Source organism: Microcoleus sp. Pol7_A1 (assembly GCF_036701085.1).
GTDB classification, from domain to species: Bacteria; Cyanobacteriota; Cyanobacteriia; order Cyanobacteriales; family Microcoleaceae; genus Microcoleus; species Microcoleus asticus.
The window spans coordinates 17978-35300 of sequence record NZ_JAUBQD010000067.1 but is presented as its reverse complement, the minus strand read 5'-3'; the positions used below and the strand labels follow the sequence as shown (position 1 = coordinate 35300).

Annotated in this window: 13 protein-coding genes; 7 read left to right on the top strand and 6 right to left on the bottom strand. The window is 46.7% G+C overall.

Annotated features, from left to right (window positions below; all coding sequences use genetic code 11):
* The coding region (locus tag QUA20_RS26680; RefSeq protein ID WP_333192718.1) for a calcium-binding protein at positions 1-660 on the top strand (660 nt) is incomplete at its 5' end.
* Between the two features lie 141 nt (positions 661-801).
* On the opposite strand, the gene QUA20_RS26675 is transcribed toward QUA20_RS26680, so the two are convergent.
* From QUA20_RS26675 to QUA20_RS26670, 3 genes are all read right to left on the bottom strand, one after another.
* Complete coding sequence (locus QUA20_RS26675) at positions 802-1302, bottom strand: transposase (protein WP_333192716.1); 501 nt, start codon at positions 1300-1302, stop codon at positions 802-804.
* Between the two features lie 33 nt (positions 1303-1335).
* Positions 1336-1644: a transposase gene (locus QUA20_RS32180; protein ID WP_445304721.1), complete on the bottom strand. Its 309-nt coding sequence runs from the start codon at positions 1642-1644 to the stop codon at positions 1336-1338.
* A gap of 189 nt (positions 1645-1833) precedes the next feature.
* Positions 1834-7176, bottom strand: a complete 5343-nt coding sequence (locus QUA20_RS26670) for an AAA family ATPase (protein ID WP_333192714.1) — start codon at positions 7174-7176, stop codon at positions 1834-1836.
* A gap of 186 nt (positions 7177-7362) precedes the next feature.
* Between QUA20_RS26670 and QUA20_RS32175 the strand changes: the two genes are divergently transcribed.
* Positions 7363-7560, top strand: a complete 198-nt coding sequence (locus QUA20_RS32175; RefSeq protein WP_445304720.1) for an IS1/IS1595 family N-terminal zinc-binding domain-containing protein — start codon at positions 7363-7365, stop codon at positions 7558-7560.
* A gap of 131 nt (positions 7561-7691) precedes the next feature.
* Positions 7692-8675, top strand: a complete 984-nt coding sequence (locus tag QUA20_RS26665; protein WP_333192713.1) for a tetratricopeptide repeat protein — start codon at positions 7692-7694, stop codon at positions 8673-8675.
* Positions 8676-9004: 329 nt separating this feature from the next.
* Here the strand turns inward: QUA20_RS26665 and QUA20_RS26660 are convergent, their stop codons facing one another.
* Entirely contained in the window at positions 9005-9397 is a 393-nt protein-coding gene (locus tag QUA20_RS26660; RefSeq protein WP_333192711.1) for a hypothetical protein, read from the bottom strand.
* Between the two features lie 473 nt (positions 9398-9870).
* On the opposite strand from QUA20_RS26660, the gene chlP reads away from it, so the two are divergent.
* Positions 9871-11091: a geranylgeranyl reductase gene (gene chlP, locus QUA20_RS26655; RefSeq protein WP_172186475.1), complete on the top strand. Its 1221-nt coding sequence runs from the start codon at positions 9871-9873 to the stop codon at positions 11089-11091.
* Positions 11092-11220: 129 nt separating this feature from the next.
* Here chlP and QUA20_RS26650 read toward each other — a convergent pair whose 3' ends face one another.
* Positions 11221-11763, bottom strand: coding sequence for a Dps family protein (locus QUA20_RS26650; RefSeq protein ID WP_333192710.1), 543 nt, complete (start codon positions 11761-11763; stop codon positions 11221-11223).
* Positions 11764-12118: 355 nt separating this feature from the next.
* Here QUA20_RS26650 and QUA20_RS26645 point away from each other — a divergent pair, with 355 nt between their 5' ends.
* The 3 genes from QUA20_RS26645 to QUA20_RS26635 all read left to right on the top strand — a co-directional run bounded on the left by QUA20_RS26645 (position 12119) and on the right by QUA20_RS26635 (position 14918).
* On the top strand, positions 12119-12364 hold the full coding sequence (locus QUA20_RS26645; RefSeq protein WP_172186477.1) for an Asr1405/Asl0597 family protein: 246 nt from the start codon (positions 12119-12121) through the stop codon (positions 12362-12364).
* A 73-nt stretch (positions 12365-12437) separates the two neighbouring features.
* Positions 12438-13100 (top strand): (2Fe-2S) ferredoxin domain-containing protein, encoded by a 663-nt coding sequence (locus QUA20_RS26640; RefSeq protein ID WP_333192706.1) that lies wholly within the window; start codon positions 12438-12440, stop codon positions 13098-13100.
* A 486-nt stretch (positions 13101-13586) separates the two neighbouring features.
* Positions 13587-14918, top strand: coding sequence for a hypothetical protein (locus QUA20_RS26635; RefSeq protein WP_333192704.1), 1332 nt, complete (start codon positions 13587-13589; stop codon positions 14916-14918).
* 38 nt (positions 14919-14956) lie between these two features.
* Here the strand turns inward: QUA20_RS26635 and QUA20_RS26630 are convergent, their stop codons facing one another.
* The gene (locus QUA20_RS26630; protein ID WP_333192702.1) at positions 14957-17161 is read right to left on the bottom strand and encodes a flavin-dependent dehydrogenase; all 2205 of its coding nucleotides are present in this window, start codon (positions 17159-17161) and stop codon (positions 14957-14959) included.
* Positions 17162-17323 lie beyond the last annotated feature (162 nt).

Sequence of the window (17323 nt, the reverse complement as noted above, 5' to 3'; positions counted from 1 at the left end):
CTCACAGTCAATATCAGCGATAACGATAACTTAGGCGATGTCACAACCTTGTCCCAAAAGTCAGTAATCGGTTTGACAGACTCCGACGATCGCGTCACAGGATCGGCATTAAACGACATTATCCACGCACGCCCCGGCAATGACTATCTTCATGGCAAAGCAGGAGATGACTTGCTTTACGGACAAAAAGGGGATGACGGTATCAGCGGCGGTGATGGCAATGACATTATTTTTGGCGGCCAAGGGATTGAATTTATTCAGGGTGACGGCGGTATTGACTTGATTTATGGAGGAAAGGAAAACGATCGCATTTACAGCGGCGATGGCGACGATATATTGTTTGGCGACGGGGGCAATGATTACTTATTTGGAGAAATTGGTGCCGACACTCTCACAGGCGGATTGGGTTTTGATGTGTTTGCGATCGCGATCGATACTGGTGGAACAGACGCTTCCGCCGCTGATGTGATTGCTGATTTTACCCTCAATCAAGACAAAATTGATTTAATTAGCCCCCTTTCTTTTAGCCAGTTAAATATTTTTCAAGGAACCGGCGCGAATGTTCGCGATACTATAATTCAGTATCAGGTAACAGGGGAATATTTAGCTGTCTTGAAAGGAGTCACTGCCAGCAGTATAGTTCAGGCAGTAACTTTTTAGACTTCGTATGTTGTTGCGCTTTAGCGCTAAAGCGCAACAACATACCTACCCGATTTCGATCGCCTAGTTTGTAGGGTGTCTCAGCAGTCGATCGCACTTTTGCTTTGATTGTCAGGTATATAGAACCCATTTGAGATCTTTTTACGCGGTGGCTAGTCGTTTGAGCATCAGCCGAATAAAACAAAGCTGGAGCTTGGCGTTGGAACGAGCCAGTGTACGGTCAAAGTTTTTGACCAAGCTTTTACATCTTTCCACCCAAGCGTTTGACCTCTCAATCACCCATCTAGCGGCAACAGGCACAAATCCAGATTGTCCTTTAGCCTCTTTTTCGGCTTTCGATGGTTTGGCTGAGAGTTCAAATTGAATCTTAGTCATGATCTGGGGATAAATATCTTCCAAGGCTTGAGTAAGTTTTTCCGGGTGATAGCCGTTATCTAGTAAGATAGTGGTCTTAGGCAGCGAAGCCGGTTTAGATTGGAAATAATCGATGTTTTGCTCAAACATTTCAATCAACCCTTGGTCGTCAGATATGTTAGCTTTGGTGCAATGAGTGAAGAAAGGAAAGCCCAGGATATCCACTGCCAGATGTCTTTTGATGCCAAAGCGTGTATTTGTAGAAACAAAAACCTTTCGACTCAACACTAGCATTACAAGTGTTTTTTACCCATGAGTGAGTCAACTATTATCAATGTCGTCCACTGTGGTTTTTTTTGAGCAAGTTCCGCGCACCTTGCTATGTAATGTTGTCAGGATCTGATCTAGCGCGCCGTCTTCACACCAATTTTGGTAATGCCAGAAGACAGTGGAATATGGCGGTAGATCCCTGGGTAAGTCAGACCAATTACAACCGTTCTTGAGTTGATAAAGTATACCATCGAGGATTTGTCGCTTTGTCCACACAGGTGGTCGAGTTTTTTTCTTCTGGGGCAGTAATGGCTCGATAATTTCCCACTCTTTGTCGCTCACATCGCTGGAATAACCCATTTTCAGCCCTGACCTGTTTGATTTGATCTAGATATTGTTGATTTTACTCGATTGCCCAAAGATCTCAAATGGGTTCTATAGCAATCCTCCCATCATTTATGAATTTCTTACGGACTCCCCGCGAGTTCGGGGAGGGTTGGGGTGGGGTAAAAAATTTACGACTCCTGCAAGGATCGCTATAGCAACCGCTTAATTTAAATTGTGTAGCCTGTCTTTGATTTTTTTGCGAGTCCCCAATGCAGACTGACAGCGTTCCCAATAAATTTTAGCAACGCGATCGCCCTGATTCTGACGCCAACACTCTGAAAACAGCCACGCCGCTTCAGCCACATTCCCTTCCGAGTAAATCGCCCTAGCTTCTGCAAACAATTTCAGCGTAGCTAACTTGCCCTCTTTCATTGCTAGCGGGTCAGCATCAAACACCTCATAAACCGTCACAGCTTCGGATTTTCCCTTGACTTTTACCGTGTCGAGAGTGCGGATTCCGTACTGGGATGGATTTTTTAGGCGCGAGTAAGTTGGCTGGGTAATTAATAGAGAAACCCCATAATTTTTCGTCAAACTTTCCACGCGAGAAGCTAAATTCACCGCATCGCTGATGACAGTCCCGTCCATGCGATTTGGTCCTCCCACCGTTCCCAGCATCAAAGAACCCGTATTAATGCCAATTCCAATCTGAATCGGCGCACAGCCCGAGTTAGCGCAGTATTCATTGTATTCAGCGAGACTGTGCAGCATAGCAATTCCCGCTTTCACCGCATGATCCGCCTCACCGCTAAACAGCGCCATAATCGCATCGCCAATATATTTGTCGATAAACCCCTTATTTTCATTAATGACGGGTTCCATGCGAGAAAGATAAGAATTGATAAATTTGAAATTATCCTCCGGCGTCATAGTTTCCGAAAGCGTGGTGAAGTCGCGAATGTCGGAAAACAGCACCGACATTTCTAACTGCACTTGGTCGCCCAATTCCACATCAATGATGCTTGATTTCTCTAAAAACTGGAGGAATTGATGGGGAACAAATCGCTCGTAAGCTTTGTTGAGTTGAGCCAGCCTGCTTTCATTTCCGCGTACTTCTGTATAAAGCTTAGAATTTTGAATCGAAATCGCCGCTTGTCCAGATAAAACTTTTAATATTTCCACTCTTTCTGGGGTAAAAGCTCCCGCTGTCAAATTATTTTCTAGGTAAACAATACTAATGATTTGAGATTGATTAATCAGCGGCACACATAAAATTGATTTAGGCTGATGCTTTCGGATGTGGCGGTCGTTGGTAAATTGTCCCGATCGCGCAGCATCATCCAGTACCACGCTTTCTTGAGTGCGGCTCACATAATTGACAATTGCGGAGGAAAGTTCTTGACAGGTTTCAACGGGGATTGACTGCAACACGGTGACGAGTTCGTCATCGATTGTCCCTTCAGCTTCAATGAACAGTTGTCCCTGGCTTAACAAAATCAAATAGCCTCGTTGCGCCCCTGCATTTTCCATCAAAATTTTCATCAAGCTAGACAGTAGCTTATCTAGCATAATTTCTCCAGAAATCGCCTGAGAAGCCTTCATTACTGCGGCGATATCTAGATGATTACCCGAACCAGTTGTTGTCATTGCTACGGTAGTTTGAGTGTTGTTCCTTCCCGGTTGAGTTACCGCGAATAAGTGGGGATATCGCGTTTCTAAATCCGTTACCTTAGCAGTGGCTCCCCATTCAACATAACAATAATACGCCTCAAATATGTAGGCTTGAGCAACTTTTGTTTTGCCCCATTCCCCGTAGAATTTGGCTGCTAGTTCGTTAGCCAGGGCTTCGTCATTAACATATTTGTTTTCTTTGGCTCCTTCAATTGCGCGATCGTACATTTCAATCGCCTCGGCTTTATTGCCCAACACCCGTTGCCGTTCTGCTTCCACTAAATACCATTTATGCAGATAATTCATCGGAGCATTTTGCGCCCACTGTTGCAGCGTGCTTTGATGGGTTTCCACTAAGGCAATAATTTCTGTTTGCTCAATTGCTGGCTGTGCGGGAAAAAGTGCCAGGTGCGTCAGGGCGGCATAAAAATGAAAAATTGGAACAAAAGTCGATCCAGATACTCCCATCAAATACTGTTTGACTTGGGTAATGTGGTCTAGTGCAGCCGTATAATTTCCATAGCAGTAAGCAAGCAGCAGTTTGAAGATGCAGGCACAAGCGATCGCCGTGAATTCATTATCCTCATAGTGCTTGGGAATCATCACCGTTTCATCGTAGGCAGAGCCTATTAACAAATCCGGCCGAATACGGGTTTCCCTCAAGTTTTGCACCGTCTGCTGAATCATATCCAAATAAACCCGAGCAGAAGATTGTTTCAACTGCGCCATGACAGCCCTGTAACCTGCTATTTCTGGTTCCCAAGTGTCTAGTTCTACCCCAGCGAATAAATAAGTATAAAAACAAATATATATGTTGTAGCCAGCGTCTACAAAGTCGCCTGTTTCCATGCCCAACCTATAGCCCTCTTTCAGCGTCGGTATCGTTGCCAAAAGAGCTTCTTGGCGATGCTGAATCCAGCCACCAAACAAAAGCAGAATTATAGACTTGAATTCGGGTACATTGAACCTATCGAGCAAGTTCAGTGCCAGTCGCCCAAAGCAATAACCGGTTTCCACCTCTTGTAAAAAGGCACAGAACACCATCCCGTGCATCGCATACCCCACCGTCGATGCGGGCGCATTCCCAAAGGAGAGCGATAAACTCACCATCGTGGAGCTCAGCAGGGGCAGCAAACCGGGCATTCCCTGGAAAACGGGTGGAAACAACATACCAGACAGTTGCATAGCTGCCTGAGTCTGTGGATTTGTCATCACAGGTAGGTCAACCAATTTCTCAATCTTTCTGTCGCCGAGGGTGCCCGCAAGGGCTTGTAGCGCTTTGCCAATCTTGGCTTGATCGGGTTCGGCAGGGAGTTCAATCCCCAATTGTAAGAGTGCCTCTCTTGCTACTGCGATCGTTTCTAACACCTTGCTCTGGGCTGTCTGAGCGGCAATTTTAATTTCGTAAATTTTAACTCGATCTAAAATTGTTTGGGCTTCTTGCAAAACCAGTGCTGCCATGTGTTCCATACCATCAAAGTCACCATTCAAATAGGCAATTTCAGCAGCCGCAACATAGAGATTTAGCGCCAATTCATACTGATGTTGCCAGCATTGAGGTGTCAGTAGCTCAATTCCCGTTTGTAGATAGATATTTGCCGCAGCGTAGGCGGTAGAACTTCTGGCTTTATCTCCCGCTTCTAAGTTGAGTTGGGCTAAGGCTGAGCGTTCACTTAATCGATCGATCAACTCAATTCCTTTATTTAAATGCCCTACAATATCAAATAGTTTTTCTTCTGTTTCAATGTCAGAAGAATTTTGTAGCAGTAACTGTCCGATTTTGAGATGAGTAGCTTGTTTTTTGTCGTCGGGAATCAATGAATAAGCCGCTTGCTGGACGCGATCGTGCAGGAACTTATAAGTTGGATTAGGAACAGACTGATTCGGGGATATATCATCTGCTTGAATGAAGTTATAGCCTTCTGAAATCAGTAAAATGAGTCCTTCTTGCAAGGCTTTCCACAGCGCTGATGCCGTCGGTTCTGGTAGTTCTTCGTTGACTATTGCCAATGTCTCTAAATCAAACTGCGCCCCAATGCACGCGGCAAGTTTGAGCACATCCTGAGTTTCGGCAGGCAACTTCTGCAATTGCGCCGCCATAAACTCCACCACATCCGAGGCATCGGCAAATGTAACTCGATCGATATCGCACTGCCAATGCCGTACATCCCAGTCAAAGATAATTTGATCGTCTTCATACAACGACTTGAGGAATTGAGTAGAGAAAAAGGGATTTCCTTGGGTTTTTTGATAAACCAATTCTGTTAAGGGCGCGGCCAAGGATAAATTACAAATCAGCGTATCTGCTACCAACTGATTCAGATCTGCTAAACTCAACGGTTGCAGCGTAATAGTGTTCACCACTGCGCCAGACTTCACAATCTCATCCACCGTCAACATAAACGGATGAACAGGGGAGACTTCATTATCCCGATAAGCACCCAATACTAACAGATGCCCCGTATCCTCCATCAACAGTTGTAGCAATTTCAAAGATGCCGAATCCGCCCACTGCAAATCATCCAAAAATATCACTAATGGATGTTCGGCAGTAGTAAATACTTGCACAAACTTTTGCATCAGCAGATTGAAGCGATTTTGCGCTCCGCTCCCCGACAGTTCTAGCGCAGGACTTTGAGCGCCAATGATGCGTTCTAACTCAGGTATCACCTCAATTAGCACTTGCCCGCTATCGCCTACTGCTGCGAGAATCAGGGTTTTCCATATGTGTAACTGAGCGTCACTTTCTGATAATAATTCCCCCATTAATTCCCGAAATGCTTGCACAAATGCACTGAAGGGAATATTGCGTTGAAATTGGTCGTATTTGCCTTTAATAAAATAGCCGCGCTGTCGTGCGATCGGCTTATGCACTTCGTTCACTACTGCGGTTTTACCAATCCCAGAAAACCCAGCTACTAGCATCATTTCGGTACTAGCATTACGGACTCTTTCAAAGGCAGCTAATAGATTAAAAACTTCAGTTTCCCTGCCGTAGAGTTTTTCGGGAATCAGGAAACGATCCGTAATATCCAGCGTTCCCAATGCAAACAGATCGATATTACCAGTTGCTTGTAATTTAACGAGACAAGTGTCTAAATCATGCTTCAATCCCAAGGCAGTTTGATAGCGGTTTTCCGCATTTTTTTCCATCATTTTACTGACGATTTGGGAGACAATTCGGGGAATTTTTGGCTCGATTTGGTGCGGGGGTAATGGCTGTCTGGCAATGTGGCAGTGAACCAACTCTAAAGGATCTTCTGTTTCAAAAGGCAGCTTTCCTGTCAGCAATTCATAGAAGGTGACGCCGAGCGAGTAAAAGTCAGTGCGGTAATCGAGAGCGCGGTTCATCCTACCAGTTTGTTCCGGCGATATGTAAGCGAGAGTGCCTTCTAAAATGTTGGGGTTTTTCAGGCTCGGCGTTTCTCGCGTTAGCTGAGTAGAAATGCCAAAGTCGATAATTTTTATCTGCTCCGTCGCTGGATTGAATACTATATTAGAAGGGTTAATATCCTTGTGGATAATATTGGCGCTGTGAATTTGCCCTAAAGTTTCAGTGGTGGCAATAGCCAGCAGGAGAAACTCATTGAGGCTAAACTTTCGCTGCTGCATCCATATTTTCAACGATTCCCCGCCAAAGTCCTCCACAAACATCACGAGGCTGTTTTGGTATTTTTGCAAGTCATAGACTTGCACGACTCCCGCCTCTTTCAGCTCTCGGGTGATACGGTATTCGGTGCGGTAGCGTAGCAATTCTTGAGGCGTGGGGTAGCTTTCTTTGAGCAGTTTGAGGATGAGCGGTTGGTGATCCGCTTCCCGAAGGGCCCGGTAAACCAGAGAGTTGGCACTTTCGTAAAGCAGCTTCTGGACGGCAATACCTGGAATGGAGAGCATATTTATTTTTCTGGTAATAATTAACCTGCAGTCAAAACACACCCGGTTAGTTGCGTCGAGAATATCGCTTTAGAAAGGAACAAATTATGTTTGTATAACACACTCTTAGTTTTTCGGCAGCGAAGTGGCTTTCAGGTGGTCTGGCAGACTCAGGGTAAGGAGTTATAATGCCTACTTATCTAAGCCTTGTTAATTCTCAATTCCATAAATTGTCCCCCTTGCGGTTTTTCAAACATCGTTAAAAATGGGCACACCCACAGCGGTAAGCAAAACTTTAAGTTTATAGATGGTCGCAGGCAGTTTGTTCAAAACCCCAGATATCAAACGATTTCAGAAGAAACCACAGAATTGATTGATCGGCTTTTACTAGAAAAAATATCTTGAACCCGGATTGTCAGAGTCACGGGGGTGTCGCCCCGCTGGGTGCAATACTATAGTAATCAAAAATTGGTATCATATCATGTCCGGTCGATAAACCATGATAAAATCCAGAGGAGTACCCCTGTAAGATTCTGATGCCCAAACGAATTACGATCGCACCTCTTATGGCTGTCGTTTTGACCCTGTTTGGGATGGCCGCCTGTTCCACGACAACTTCGGCTCCCGATACTTCGACTCAAGCTAGTAAGCCGGAGAGCCAAGATTTGAATCCAAAGAATGCTGATGCTTACTACAAGCGGGGTTTTGCCTACTATCAGCAGGGGGAAACAACGAAGGCTATTAATGATTATTCTAAGGCGATCGAGCTGAATCCCAACCATGCTGACGCTTACTACAATCGCGGGTGGTTATACTCTATCCTGGGAGAAGAGACGAAGGTGATCGCTGATTATTCTAAGGCGATCGAGTTGAATCCAAAGAATGCTGATGCCTACTCCGGTCGGGGTCATGCCAAGTTTACCCTAGGGAAAAAAGCAGAGGCGATCGCGGATTATACTAAGGCGCTCGACCTTAATCCCAACCAAGCTGATGTCTACTTCTATCGGGGTATAGCCAAGGATAACCTAGGGAAAAAAGCAGAGGCGATCGCAGATTTTAATAAGGCGATCGACATTTTGCCCAAATATACTCCTGTTTACGTTCGTCGGGGTAATGTCAAGTCTGCTCTAGGGAAAAAAGCAGAGGCGATCACGGATTATACTAAGGCGATAGACATTAGTGCCACATATGCTGATGCCTACTACAGTCGGGGTAATGCCAAGTATGACATGGGGAAAAAAGAACACGCGATCGCCGATTATACTAAGGTGATAGACCTTGAACCCGATTATGTTGAGGCCTACAAAAAGCGGGGCTTAGCCAAGTCTGCCCAAGGGAAAAAAGCAGAGGCGATCTCCGATTATCAAAAAGCCGCTTACTTCTACAATAAACAAACAAACCGAGCCACTTATTACTGTAATAAACAAATAGACAAAGCCGCTAACTGCAATGAACAAACAAGAAGCAGAAGTGATTACCAAGATGCTCTTAACCAAATAAAAAAGTTATCGGCACAGTAGCGATAACCTGAAATAGGACTTACACTCATCAATCCGGTTTCTCTAAATAATCCTGGGTTTGGTAGCGAAAAATTAACCAAGAAACCGGGTTTCTGGCCTGGCCGTAGCGATACATAAAGAAACCCTGTTTCTCAGAAAATATTAGAATTTAGTAGAGAAAAACCTAGGAAGAAATGGACTGTCAAAAAATCATCAGCCGTGGCAGAATCTTGTTGAATCAGGCGGTAAACTTGATCGCACGGCTCTTTAGCGTCGTTTGGGGGGCACTCAGGTGGGAAACAGTCGGGTCACTGCATTTGATAAGCTCTTAGATGATTTTGATCTACTTCCTACTTCCGCCTACCCTTCCCGGCTACAAACTCGCGCAGCCGCAGTAAACTAGCCGTTTGCCCCAAATTCAGCGGCAGCAGCGACACTCCCTCTAACCGAGACTGCACCCAACCGTCGCCCCAATACCACTCATGAAATCCGTCAATTCCCTGACTCAATAACAGCCGGAGACAATTGTGCTCAGCAATATCAACTTGATGCTGAACTGCCACGGGGCCCAACCAACTCGTAAAGGTCAAACCTTGAGAAAATTCTTCCGGCAAACCGCTAGACAACTGCTGCGGCCACAACCACTGCTGCAATTGACTCGGACGCAACAAGCTGTCTCTAATGGCTGTTTCGGAAGCTTCAAGCTCAATCCGCAGGTTGCTTTGTTGAAAGTTACCGAGCATAAGAATTTTAGATATAAGTGCAAGTAACTTTAATGTAACTTATTGGACTGCTTCCAACCTGTTGCGGGCGGGCAAGATGCCCACCCCACAAGCAGAAAATTCATTCTTCGCTTCACAGGCCGTCGGGCCTGTTCATGTCCGGGCGGGCTCTGGGGCCCAACCCCTACTCCCCACAAACAGAAAATTCACTGTTTGTGGGGAGTAGGGGTTGGGCCTGTTCTTGACTGTATTACAAAATGTTCGATCGCACACCAGCGCACACCAGCGCACATCCGCGTCCATCCGCGTTCATCTGCGGTTAAAAATTTAAGATCTTCGATCGAAACGATCGCCCCAGACCCCCTTTTCGTATCGAACTGTTAAGGTCTGTTTCATTTCATTGAAATCTCTCCCCCATACCCCCACCGCATCCAAACTCCGTGATACCATCACACCTGAGTAATGCCTATAGTAAAAAACTGGAGAGAAAAGCTTTGACACTAAGGGTTGCAGTAGTAGGTTCAGGCCCTGCGGGTTCTTCCGCCGCCGAAACACTGGTAAAAGCAGGCATCGAAACATACCTATTCGAGCGTAAATTAGACAATGCCAAACCCTGTGGCGGGGCAATTCCCCTGTGCATGGTCAGCGAATTTGACTTGCCGCAAAGCATCATAGACCGCCAAGTCAGAAAAATGAAAATGATCTCCCCCTCCAATGTCGAGGTGGACATCAATATTGAAAACGCCCACGAATACATCGGTATGTGCCGCCGCGAAGTGCTTGATGGCTTCATGCGCGATCGCGCCGCTTCCTTGGGTGCAAAATTGATTAACGGCACCGTTCACAAATTAGAAATTCCCGGCAACAATACAGACCCCTACACTCTCCACTATGCCGACCACTCCGACGGCAGCGCCATGGGAATTCAGAAAACTCTGAAAGTGGATTTGGTAATTGGGGCTGACGGCGCTAACTCCCGCGTAGCAAAGGCGATCGACGCTGGCGACTACAATTATGCGATCGCCTTCCAAGAACGCATCCGCCTGCCGGAAGATAAAATGGCTTACTACCACGACTTAGCCGAAATGTACGTCGGCGATGACGTATCTACCGACTTCTACGCTTGGGTGTTCCCCAAATACGACCACGTAGCCGTCGGCACCGGCACGATGAAAGTCAATCAAGCCAGTATCAAAAAGCTGCAAGCAGGCATCCGCGCCCGCGCTGCCAAAAAATTGATGGGCGGTGAGATTATTAAAGTGGAAGCTCACCCTATCCCGGAACATCCGCGTCCCCGCCGGGTTGTCGGCCGAGTTGCTCTCGTAGGCGACGCTGCAGGTTACGTTACCAAGTCTTCCGGCGAAGGTATCTATTTTGCCGCCAAGTCTGGCCGGATGTGCGCCGAAACTATTGTGGAGATTTCCAATAAAGGCGCGCGCATTCCGACAGAAGAGGAAATTAAGATTTACCTGAAGCGCTGGGATAAAGCCTACGGCATTACTTACAAAGTTCTGGACATTTTGCAGCGCGTGTTCTACCGTTCCGATGCGACTCGCGAAGCTTTTGTGGAAATGTGTGCCGATCGCGACGTGCAGAAGCTCACATTCGATAGCTATTTGTATAAAACCGTGGTACCGGCCAATCCCTTCATTCAGATGAAGATTACCGCCAAAACCATTGGTAGCTTGTTGCGGGGCAATGCTTTAGCGCCTTAATTCCCTGGGTGTAAACGCACTTTGTATAAAAAAGCGGGCAGTCACAAAACTGCTCGCTTTTTTTTTAGATCTTACATAACGAATCGCGAAGGCGCTAAGGGCGCCAAGGAAGAGGAAGAAGATGAATTGTTAGTTCAAGTTCAATTGCACTAAGGTATCCGGTGCGAGGAAGTGGGAAATGTGATAAGCTCGCTCTTCTGTTTTTAGCAGGATTTTTTCGTAGAGGTAGCGCGTAGCTCGATCGCCCAAACTTTCTGCTTGTCCTGCTTGACGGCGCAGCAAACTGATAATAGCTTGTTCCGCAGTCAAATCGTGTTCCAGCATTTGGCGGCAAGAATACACGCCGTCTGGTTCCGGCTCGAAACAGCACAGTTCGGCTAACTTGCTAAAACCCGCTGCCGGTATGCCGCCCAATCCGTTCAACCGTTCGCCCAACTCGTGGACGCTATCTTGAGCTTCTCCGTAGCTTTCTTGAAAGAATTGGTGCAAGGAGTAAAATTCTGCCCCTTCCACCACAAAATGATGTTTTTGATATTGCAGGTATAAAGCCTGAAAACTCGCCAGCAGCGCGTTCATCCCTTCACAAACCGGTGCTGTGACTGAATGTTCCAACAAAATTGGGTTTTCAGCTATGTGGCCAAACGGTCTCAATGCACTCTGAGTCTCAGCCATGTGTGTTCTCCTCTCAATAGGCAGTTTTGTTGCCAATAGAGTCAGTGTAGCACTGTAAATTTACCAGTCAAGCAGGGTCTGCCTCGATAGTGGAAGATATTGTAGAGTATGAAATTTTTTTTCTAAACCTATTGAGAATAATTAGCAGTTGGGTTATGCTTTAAAAAGATCCTCGTTCTGAACGCTTCCTGAAAGTGGGGCGAACCTTCAGAAGGCAGAAAGCAGAAGGCAGAAGGCAGAATTTTTCAGGAAGGGCTTTTGACCATCCTTGACTTTCTTCTGAAATCTGGCTTTGAACTTCTGCCCGCTACCAGTCAGGGTAAAAATTAATGCAAATTATTACTGTTGTCAAAAAATGAATCCAGCAGATCCAGAATTAGAAGTTTGTGACATTGTGCAAGTTAGTTGGCTAGATAGGTGGCAAGTTTACAAACGCTTGCAAGAACTAGAAATTCCCTGCTGGTGTGCGGTTGACCAACCTTTGCGGGCAAAAGTCAACACTGTCAAACAAGCTGCTCAGTTAACGAGCGTGTTAAGGCAAGTCAGTGCCCCTCGGGGCGAACTGGTGCAGTGGCTGGAGTGCTGCTGGCAAATAAGCTAAAGGTAGAAAGAAGTTCGGCAACGAACAGTGTACAACATGGAACGGATGTAACCGATTTAAAGGAGTCATAACAATGTATAAATCTGGCAAGCAAGTTTCCGAATTCAGTTTAGAGGGAGAAATCCTCGGCCTGATTGTTGAAGATGGTTGCAAACTTAAATATTTGCGAATTAGCAGCGATCGGGGAGTAGAATATCTTGTTAAACTTTGCAAGGAATTGCGGTCATTTCTGTTACCTGTTTTGACGCCCGGGTTGAAAGTTCAAGTTGTAGGTGAGAAAGAACTCAATTTGAAAAACGGTAAAATAAAACTTAAAGCTCGCAGCCTCAAGCTGGCTCAGGGCAACGACGATCGCTCGCCAGAACTGCTCGACTCCACTAATGGGCCTGTTGCGGTATTGACATCCGACGATCGCGCGATCGCCAAAAGCGAATTCACCTCTCCCACAGCAGCTCAAACTGTAAAAGCTCCGGCAAAAACCCAAACCAAAATATTAGTATGTCAAAAATCAGACTGCCAGAAGCGGGGCGCTGGAGGAGTCTGTAAAGCTTTAGAAAATGCTTTGAATTCGCGCGGTTTAGAAGACCAAGTGACTGTTCAGGGAACCGGATGTCTCAAACAGTGTAAAGCGGGCCCAAATATAGTTGTGATGCCGGACAAAACTCGCTACAGCCGCATTGCACCGGCAGAGGTTCCAGCAATCATTGACAAACATTTTGCAGTTGTTAAAGCTTAGGCGATCGCACGGATGCCGAAACGGTAAATTATACTATGTGAGACTAAAAAATTAAAGAATTGGGAATAACTGATTCTGTATGGGTTTCGATCGCCCCCCCACAGTTGCATCATTTTTTGAAACTGCTACTAGACATGGGGAAAAATCATTTTGATAGGACTCGCGGCGAAAAAGTCACATCCCCAGGGCGGTGGTGGGCGAATCTTACGCCTTAATTTGAGTTCCGGTTGTATAGCGCAACCGCCAAAACGGTTAGGACGTTCTTAATTGCTCAAACCCTTGATTTTATTGCTTCTTCCTTCTCCCTTCTTCCGACTTCCATCGGACTTGTCCATTCCCATATAGTTCGATCGCGCCACTCGATTCAGAGGCTATAGTCCCAAAAAACAGGAAAAATGACAAAAACTATCACTTAGGGGCTTCCTTCTGGAGAAAGTATAACGATAGACTGTATCTGAGACCCTGTGACTATTGGGATAAAAAGCCATGTCAGAAGCTGATCTTCGAGCCAATCAGCACCAACCGCACCCTGCTGTTCCATCCGATACCGAACCATTGCAGTCAAATTTTGCTGCTGCTGGGGGTTTTGAGCCGATCGCCCCCCATGCCACAGACACTCCCGCAAGAGTTCCCCAACAGCCAGAAGAAGACTGGCAAACAGTAGATTTTCCCAACGCGATCAGCGTAGATGCAATTCCCACAAAACCAGAAACAAAAAATTCGCAATCTCAGACACAGCCGACCGAGGCGGGCTCGCCCCCGATTTCAGATCATCTAAAAAATCTGCTTAGCAATGCGGAAGAGGCTAAGGGCAAAGGATCGACCCCAGTCACCCTAATGCAAGCGCTGCACGAATGCAACCGCGACCTTTTGCAGCGCCTCGCCCAGCTAGAAACAGCTCTCGAAGAGTCCCAAAACACCTTGCAGAACCGCGAAAGTTTGCTAGAACAGCGGACAGCAGAACTCGAAAATACTCAAGAACAATTGACGCGGCTGTTTGGCAAAGTGGAAATTTCCCATCAAACCCTCCAAGGTCAAGAAATTTTAGTTGAGAGTTTAAGAAGTCATTTGGCAACCAGCCAAGCCAGGCTAGCGACTGTTGAGCGAGAATGTGCGTCTACTGTGCAGCGCTACAACGAACAGTTACACCAGCTAGTAACCACAGAAAATCTTTGCAGGGAACTTCGATCGCGCTTGCACCGCCAGCAGCGCCACACCCTGCAATTCAAAGCTGCCTTGGAAAGAAGTCTGGAGATGCCGCAAAAGTCACCGATTATTTACCCGCCTGACAATGCAGAGGATACCGCCAGCGCGCAATTAGAATCTTTGCTCGCCGCGGTTAAAAGCTCTCAGGTTCCGCTGCCGCCAGCTTTGAACGCTTCCCCTGTCCAACCTTGGTCGGAACCAGCAGAGCATCCAGAGGCAGTGGCTGCTGCCGATGCGATCGACCCTGAATCCCCAGCAAATCTGGAACTCAACAAATTAGCCCAAGTATCCGTCATTCAATTGCAGGAGAGCGAAACCTACCAGCCTCAGGAGCCGGCAACTGACTCGGCCCCTGCTGTTGCGGAACCTGAACTGCCGGTGGCTGAGTCTGAACCCGAAACTGCTGCTGTCAAATTAGGTAGCCCAGAATTGGCACCGGTTGTTCAAATTGTGAATTCAGTTGAAACCTTTGGCATTCAAGAAGTGCGATCGAGTGCGGCAAAACCTACAGCAGTCGCACAACCCGACTGGCTGACCTTGATTGCCAGTCCGCTGCGGCCTTCTAAAAAACGTCGATCGCTAGCTGAAATTGAATTGCCGAGTTTTCGATAGCGCACTGAAGTTGCTAGTTTTGAGTCAAAACTCAAAACTCAAAACTCTTTTCTCCCCTTTCCCATGCCGTAGGTGAGAGCATAGCTGCTAGTCAACAGCCACAGCCAAACAGCAGGATACCTGGGTTCCAACCAAGGTTGTACCCTGCGCGCGAAGCTGGGAAGCCATCCGAACAGCCAACTGGCCAAAGCCAGTAGAGTAAAATTCAAGTAACTTCCCAGCCAGCGCCAAATATCCCCCAAACTGACAAAATCTAAAATCCACAGCAGCAGAGAAGGATTTTTTCCGGCTGCTTCGATCGCCAGTCGATTGAAAGTTAGCCAGTCGGTTTTGTCTTTGATAAAAGTTTCGGCTACGGCGAGTTTTTGCCCTGCCAAAATACCAAAAAAGGTATTGAGAATTGAATTAATTCTTTGGGGTGGCAAACTACGACCCGTGGGAACCATCATGCCTTTAGAAAACAGCCAAGTTACTGAAACATTGCTCTGGTAGGCGCGAATTTGGTTTAAGTGATTTGCCGTCAACAAATTGTGCTTTAATGCTGTATCCAAAAGGTCTGTTAAGCGGAAAAGATTGCGGACGAGGGAGCCGAAGCCGGTGAAAACGAGAGGAGATTGCAGGGATGCTGCATCGCCGATCGAGATTAGGCGATCGATCGCCACGGCTCGATCGCTGCTGTTGGCGCTAAAATGCCCGGGAATATAACCAAAAGTCGGCTTTTTCCACACCAATTTATCGACATCGCAGCGGCGGTATTCCGGTAAAATTGCGAAAAAATCCTCGTACATTTCCAGCAAAGAACCGGGATTCTCGGGATTTACGTGATGGTAGTGAAATAGATAAACTGTAAGTTCTCCGCCAGCGCCGGGAAATAACTCCCAAATGAGCTGGCGGCCGCGGGAAATGTCGCCGTGAGTGTAGAGCACATCCCCGTACTCAGAATCCCAAACCCCAGCCTCAAATCCTCCGTCTATGACTGCTCCCACAGTCGGACAAACGCTCTCAAAAGCCCGCCCTCCGTTCAATTGCCAAGCGATGGGAGAAGCCGAACCCATTGCATCCACCAGCAGCCTTCCTAATGCAGTGCGATCGGCTTTGGTGGGCAAGTGGCGACCCTGAAATACTACTTTTTCCGCTTCAACATCAGCTCTAATAAAATCCGTTTCATCCCATATTTCTCCGCCAGCTTCTGTTAGCTTAACTCCCGCCAAATAGAGAAGTTTTTCGCCGTCCAAAGCTACATTTAGCACCTTCGGCGTGTGCAGAACAGGTGCTTGAGCAACGGGCGGATTGTTAGCATCAAAAAACTTGTTGTAGCCATCTTTGTATTCTCGGGCAATCAAAGTTTCGATTTCCGCAGCAGTAAATAAACCCAAATCAATTAAGCTTTGAATTTCGTCGCGCGAAATATTCCACTCGCGATTCATCCGCCCGAAAGGCATTCGCTCAACTAGCAGCACTCGGTAGCCCAATCTCGCCATGACTGCGGCGTGAATCACTCCCAATGCCCCGCCAATATAAATTAAGTCGTAAAAAGTATCGCCAGAATCAGACACCAAAATCGTGTCTTCTTCCTTCTTCCCTCTTCCTTCTTCCTTCTTCCCTCTTCCTTCTTCCTTCTTCCCTCTTCCTTCTTCCTTCTTCCCTCTTCCTTCTTCCCTCTTCCCTGTTCCCTCTTCCTTCAAAAACACTACTTGTTTTGGCGTTTGAGGATTGCGAGTGCCTTCGCGCCAACGCTGCTCCCACCAGTAGACGCGCTTGAGGTCGTATTCGCCTTCAGGCATTTTTTGGAAGTATTTGACTGTCAGGGGGTAATAGGGGGCAAGAGCGTCAAAAATTGACTGTTTGGAGAGGTCTATGACAGGGGGTTCCGGGTAGCGATCGGGAAACTTGTTTCTCACAGCCAGATTCAGAGCTTGCAGGAACTTTCTTTCTCCAACGGGCGCGTCTTCTAGACGAAAGACTTTTAAATAAGTTGTGCGCTGTACTGACCAGACAAAGAGGGAAAGTTCTGTCGATCGGGAATTGTAGTTTTGTGAATTGGTGTTACCGAAAGCGGGTTTTGGATTGGCATTTTGAGTTCCAGACAACACAACCTCGGCTGCTGTTGCGGTTGACAGCAGCCGAAAACCGTCAGGAGTAATAATTTTTTCTCCGATTCCGGGATCGAATTCGTGCTGCAACCAAGTGCAGACCGCTGCTGTATCCGGTGTCGGGACTTCTAGATAAAGAATTTCTTGCATGATTAGGGTCTCAATTCTGAATAAATTAATAAAGATGAGGGAGTTGACAAGGGAGCAAAGTAAGTTATACTCCCGAATACTTATTTAGTTTTAAATAAGTTTACAGTGTTCTCAGATTTTTAGCTGATTCGCCGGAAGCCCCACAGCGGCTGAACATCTACT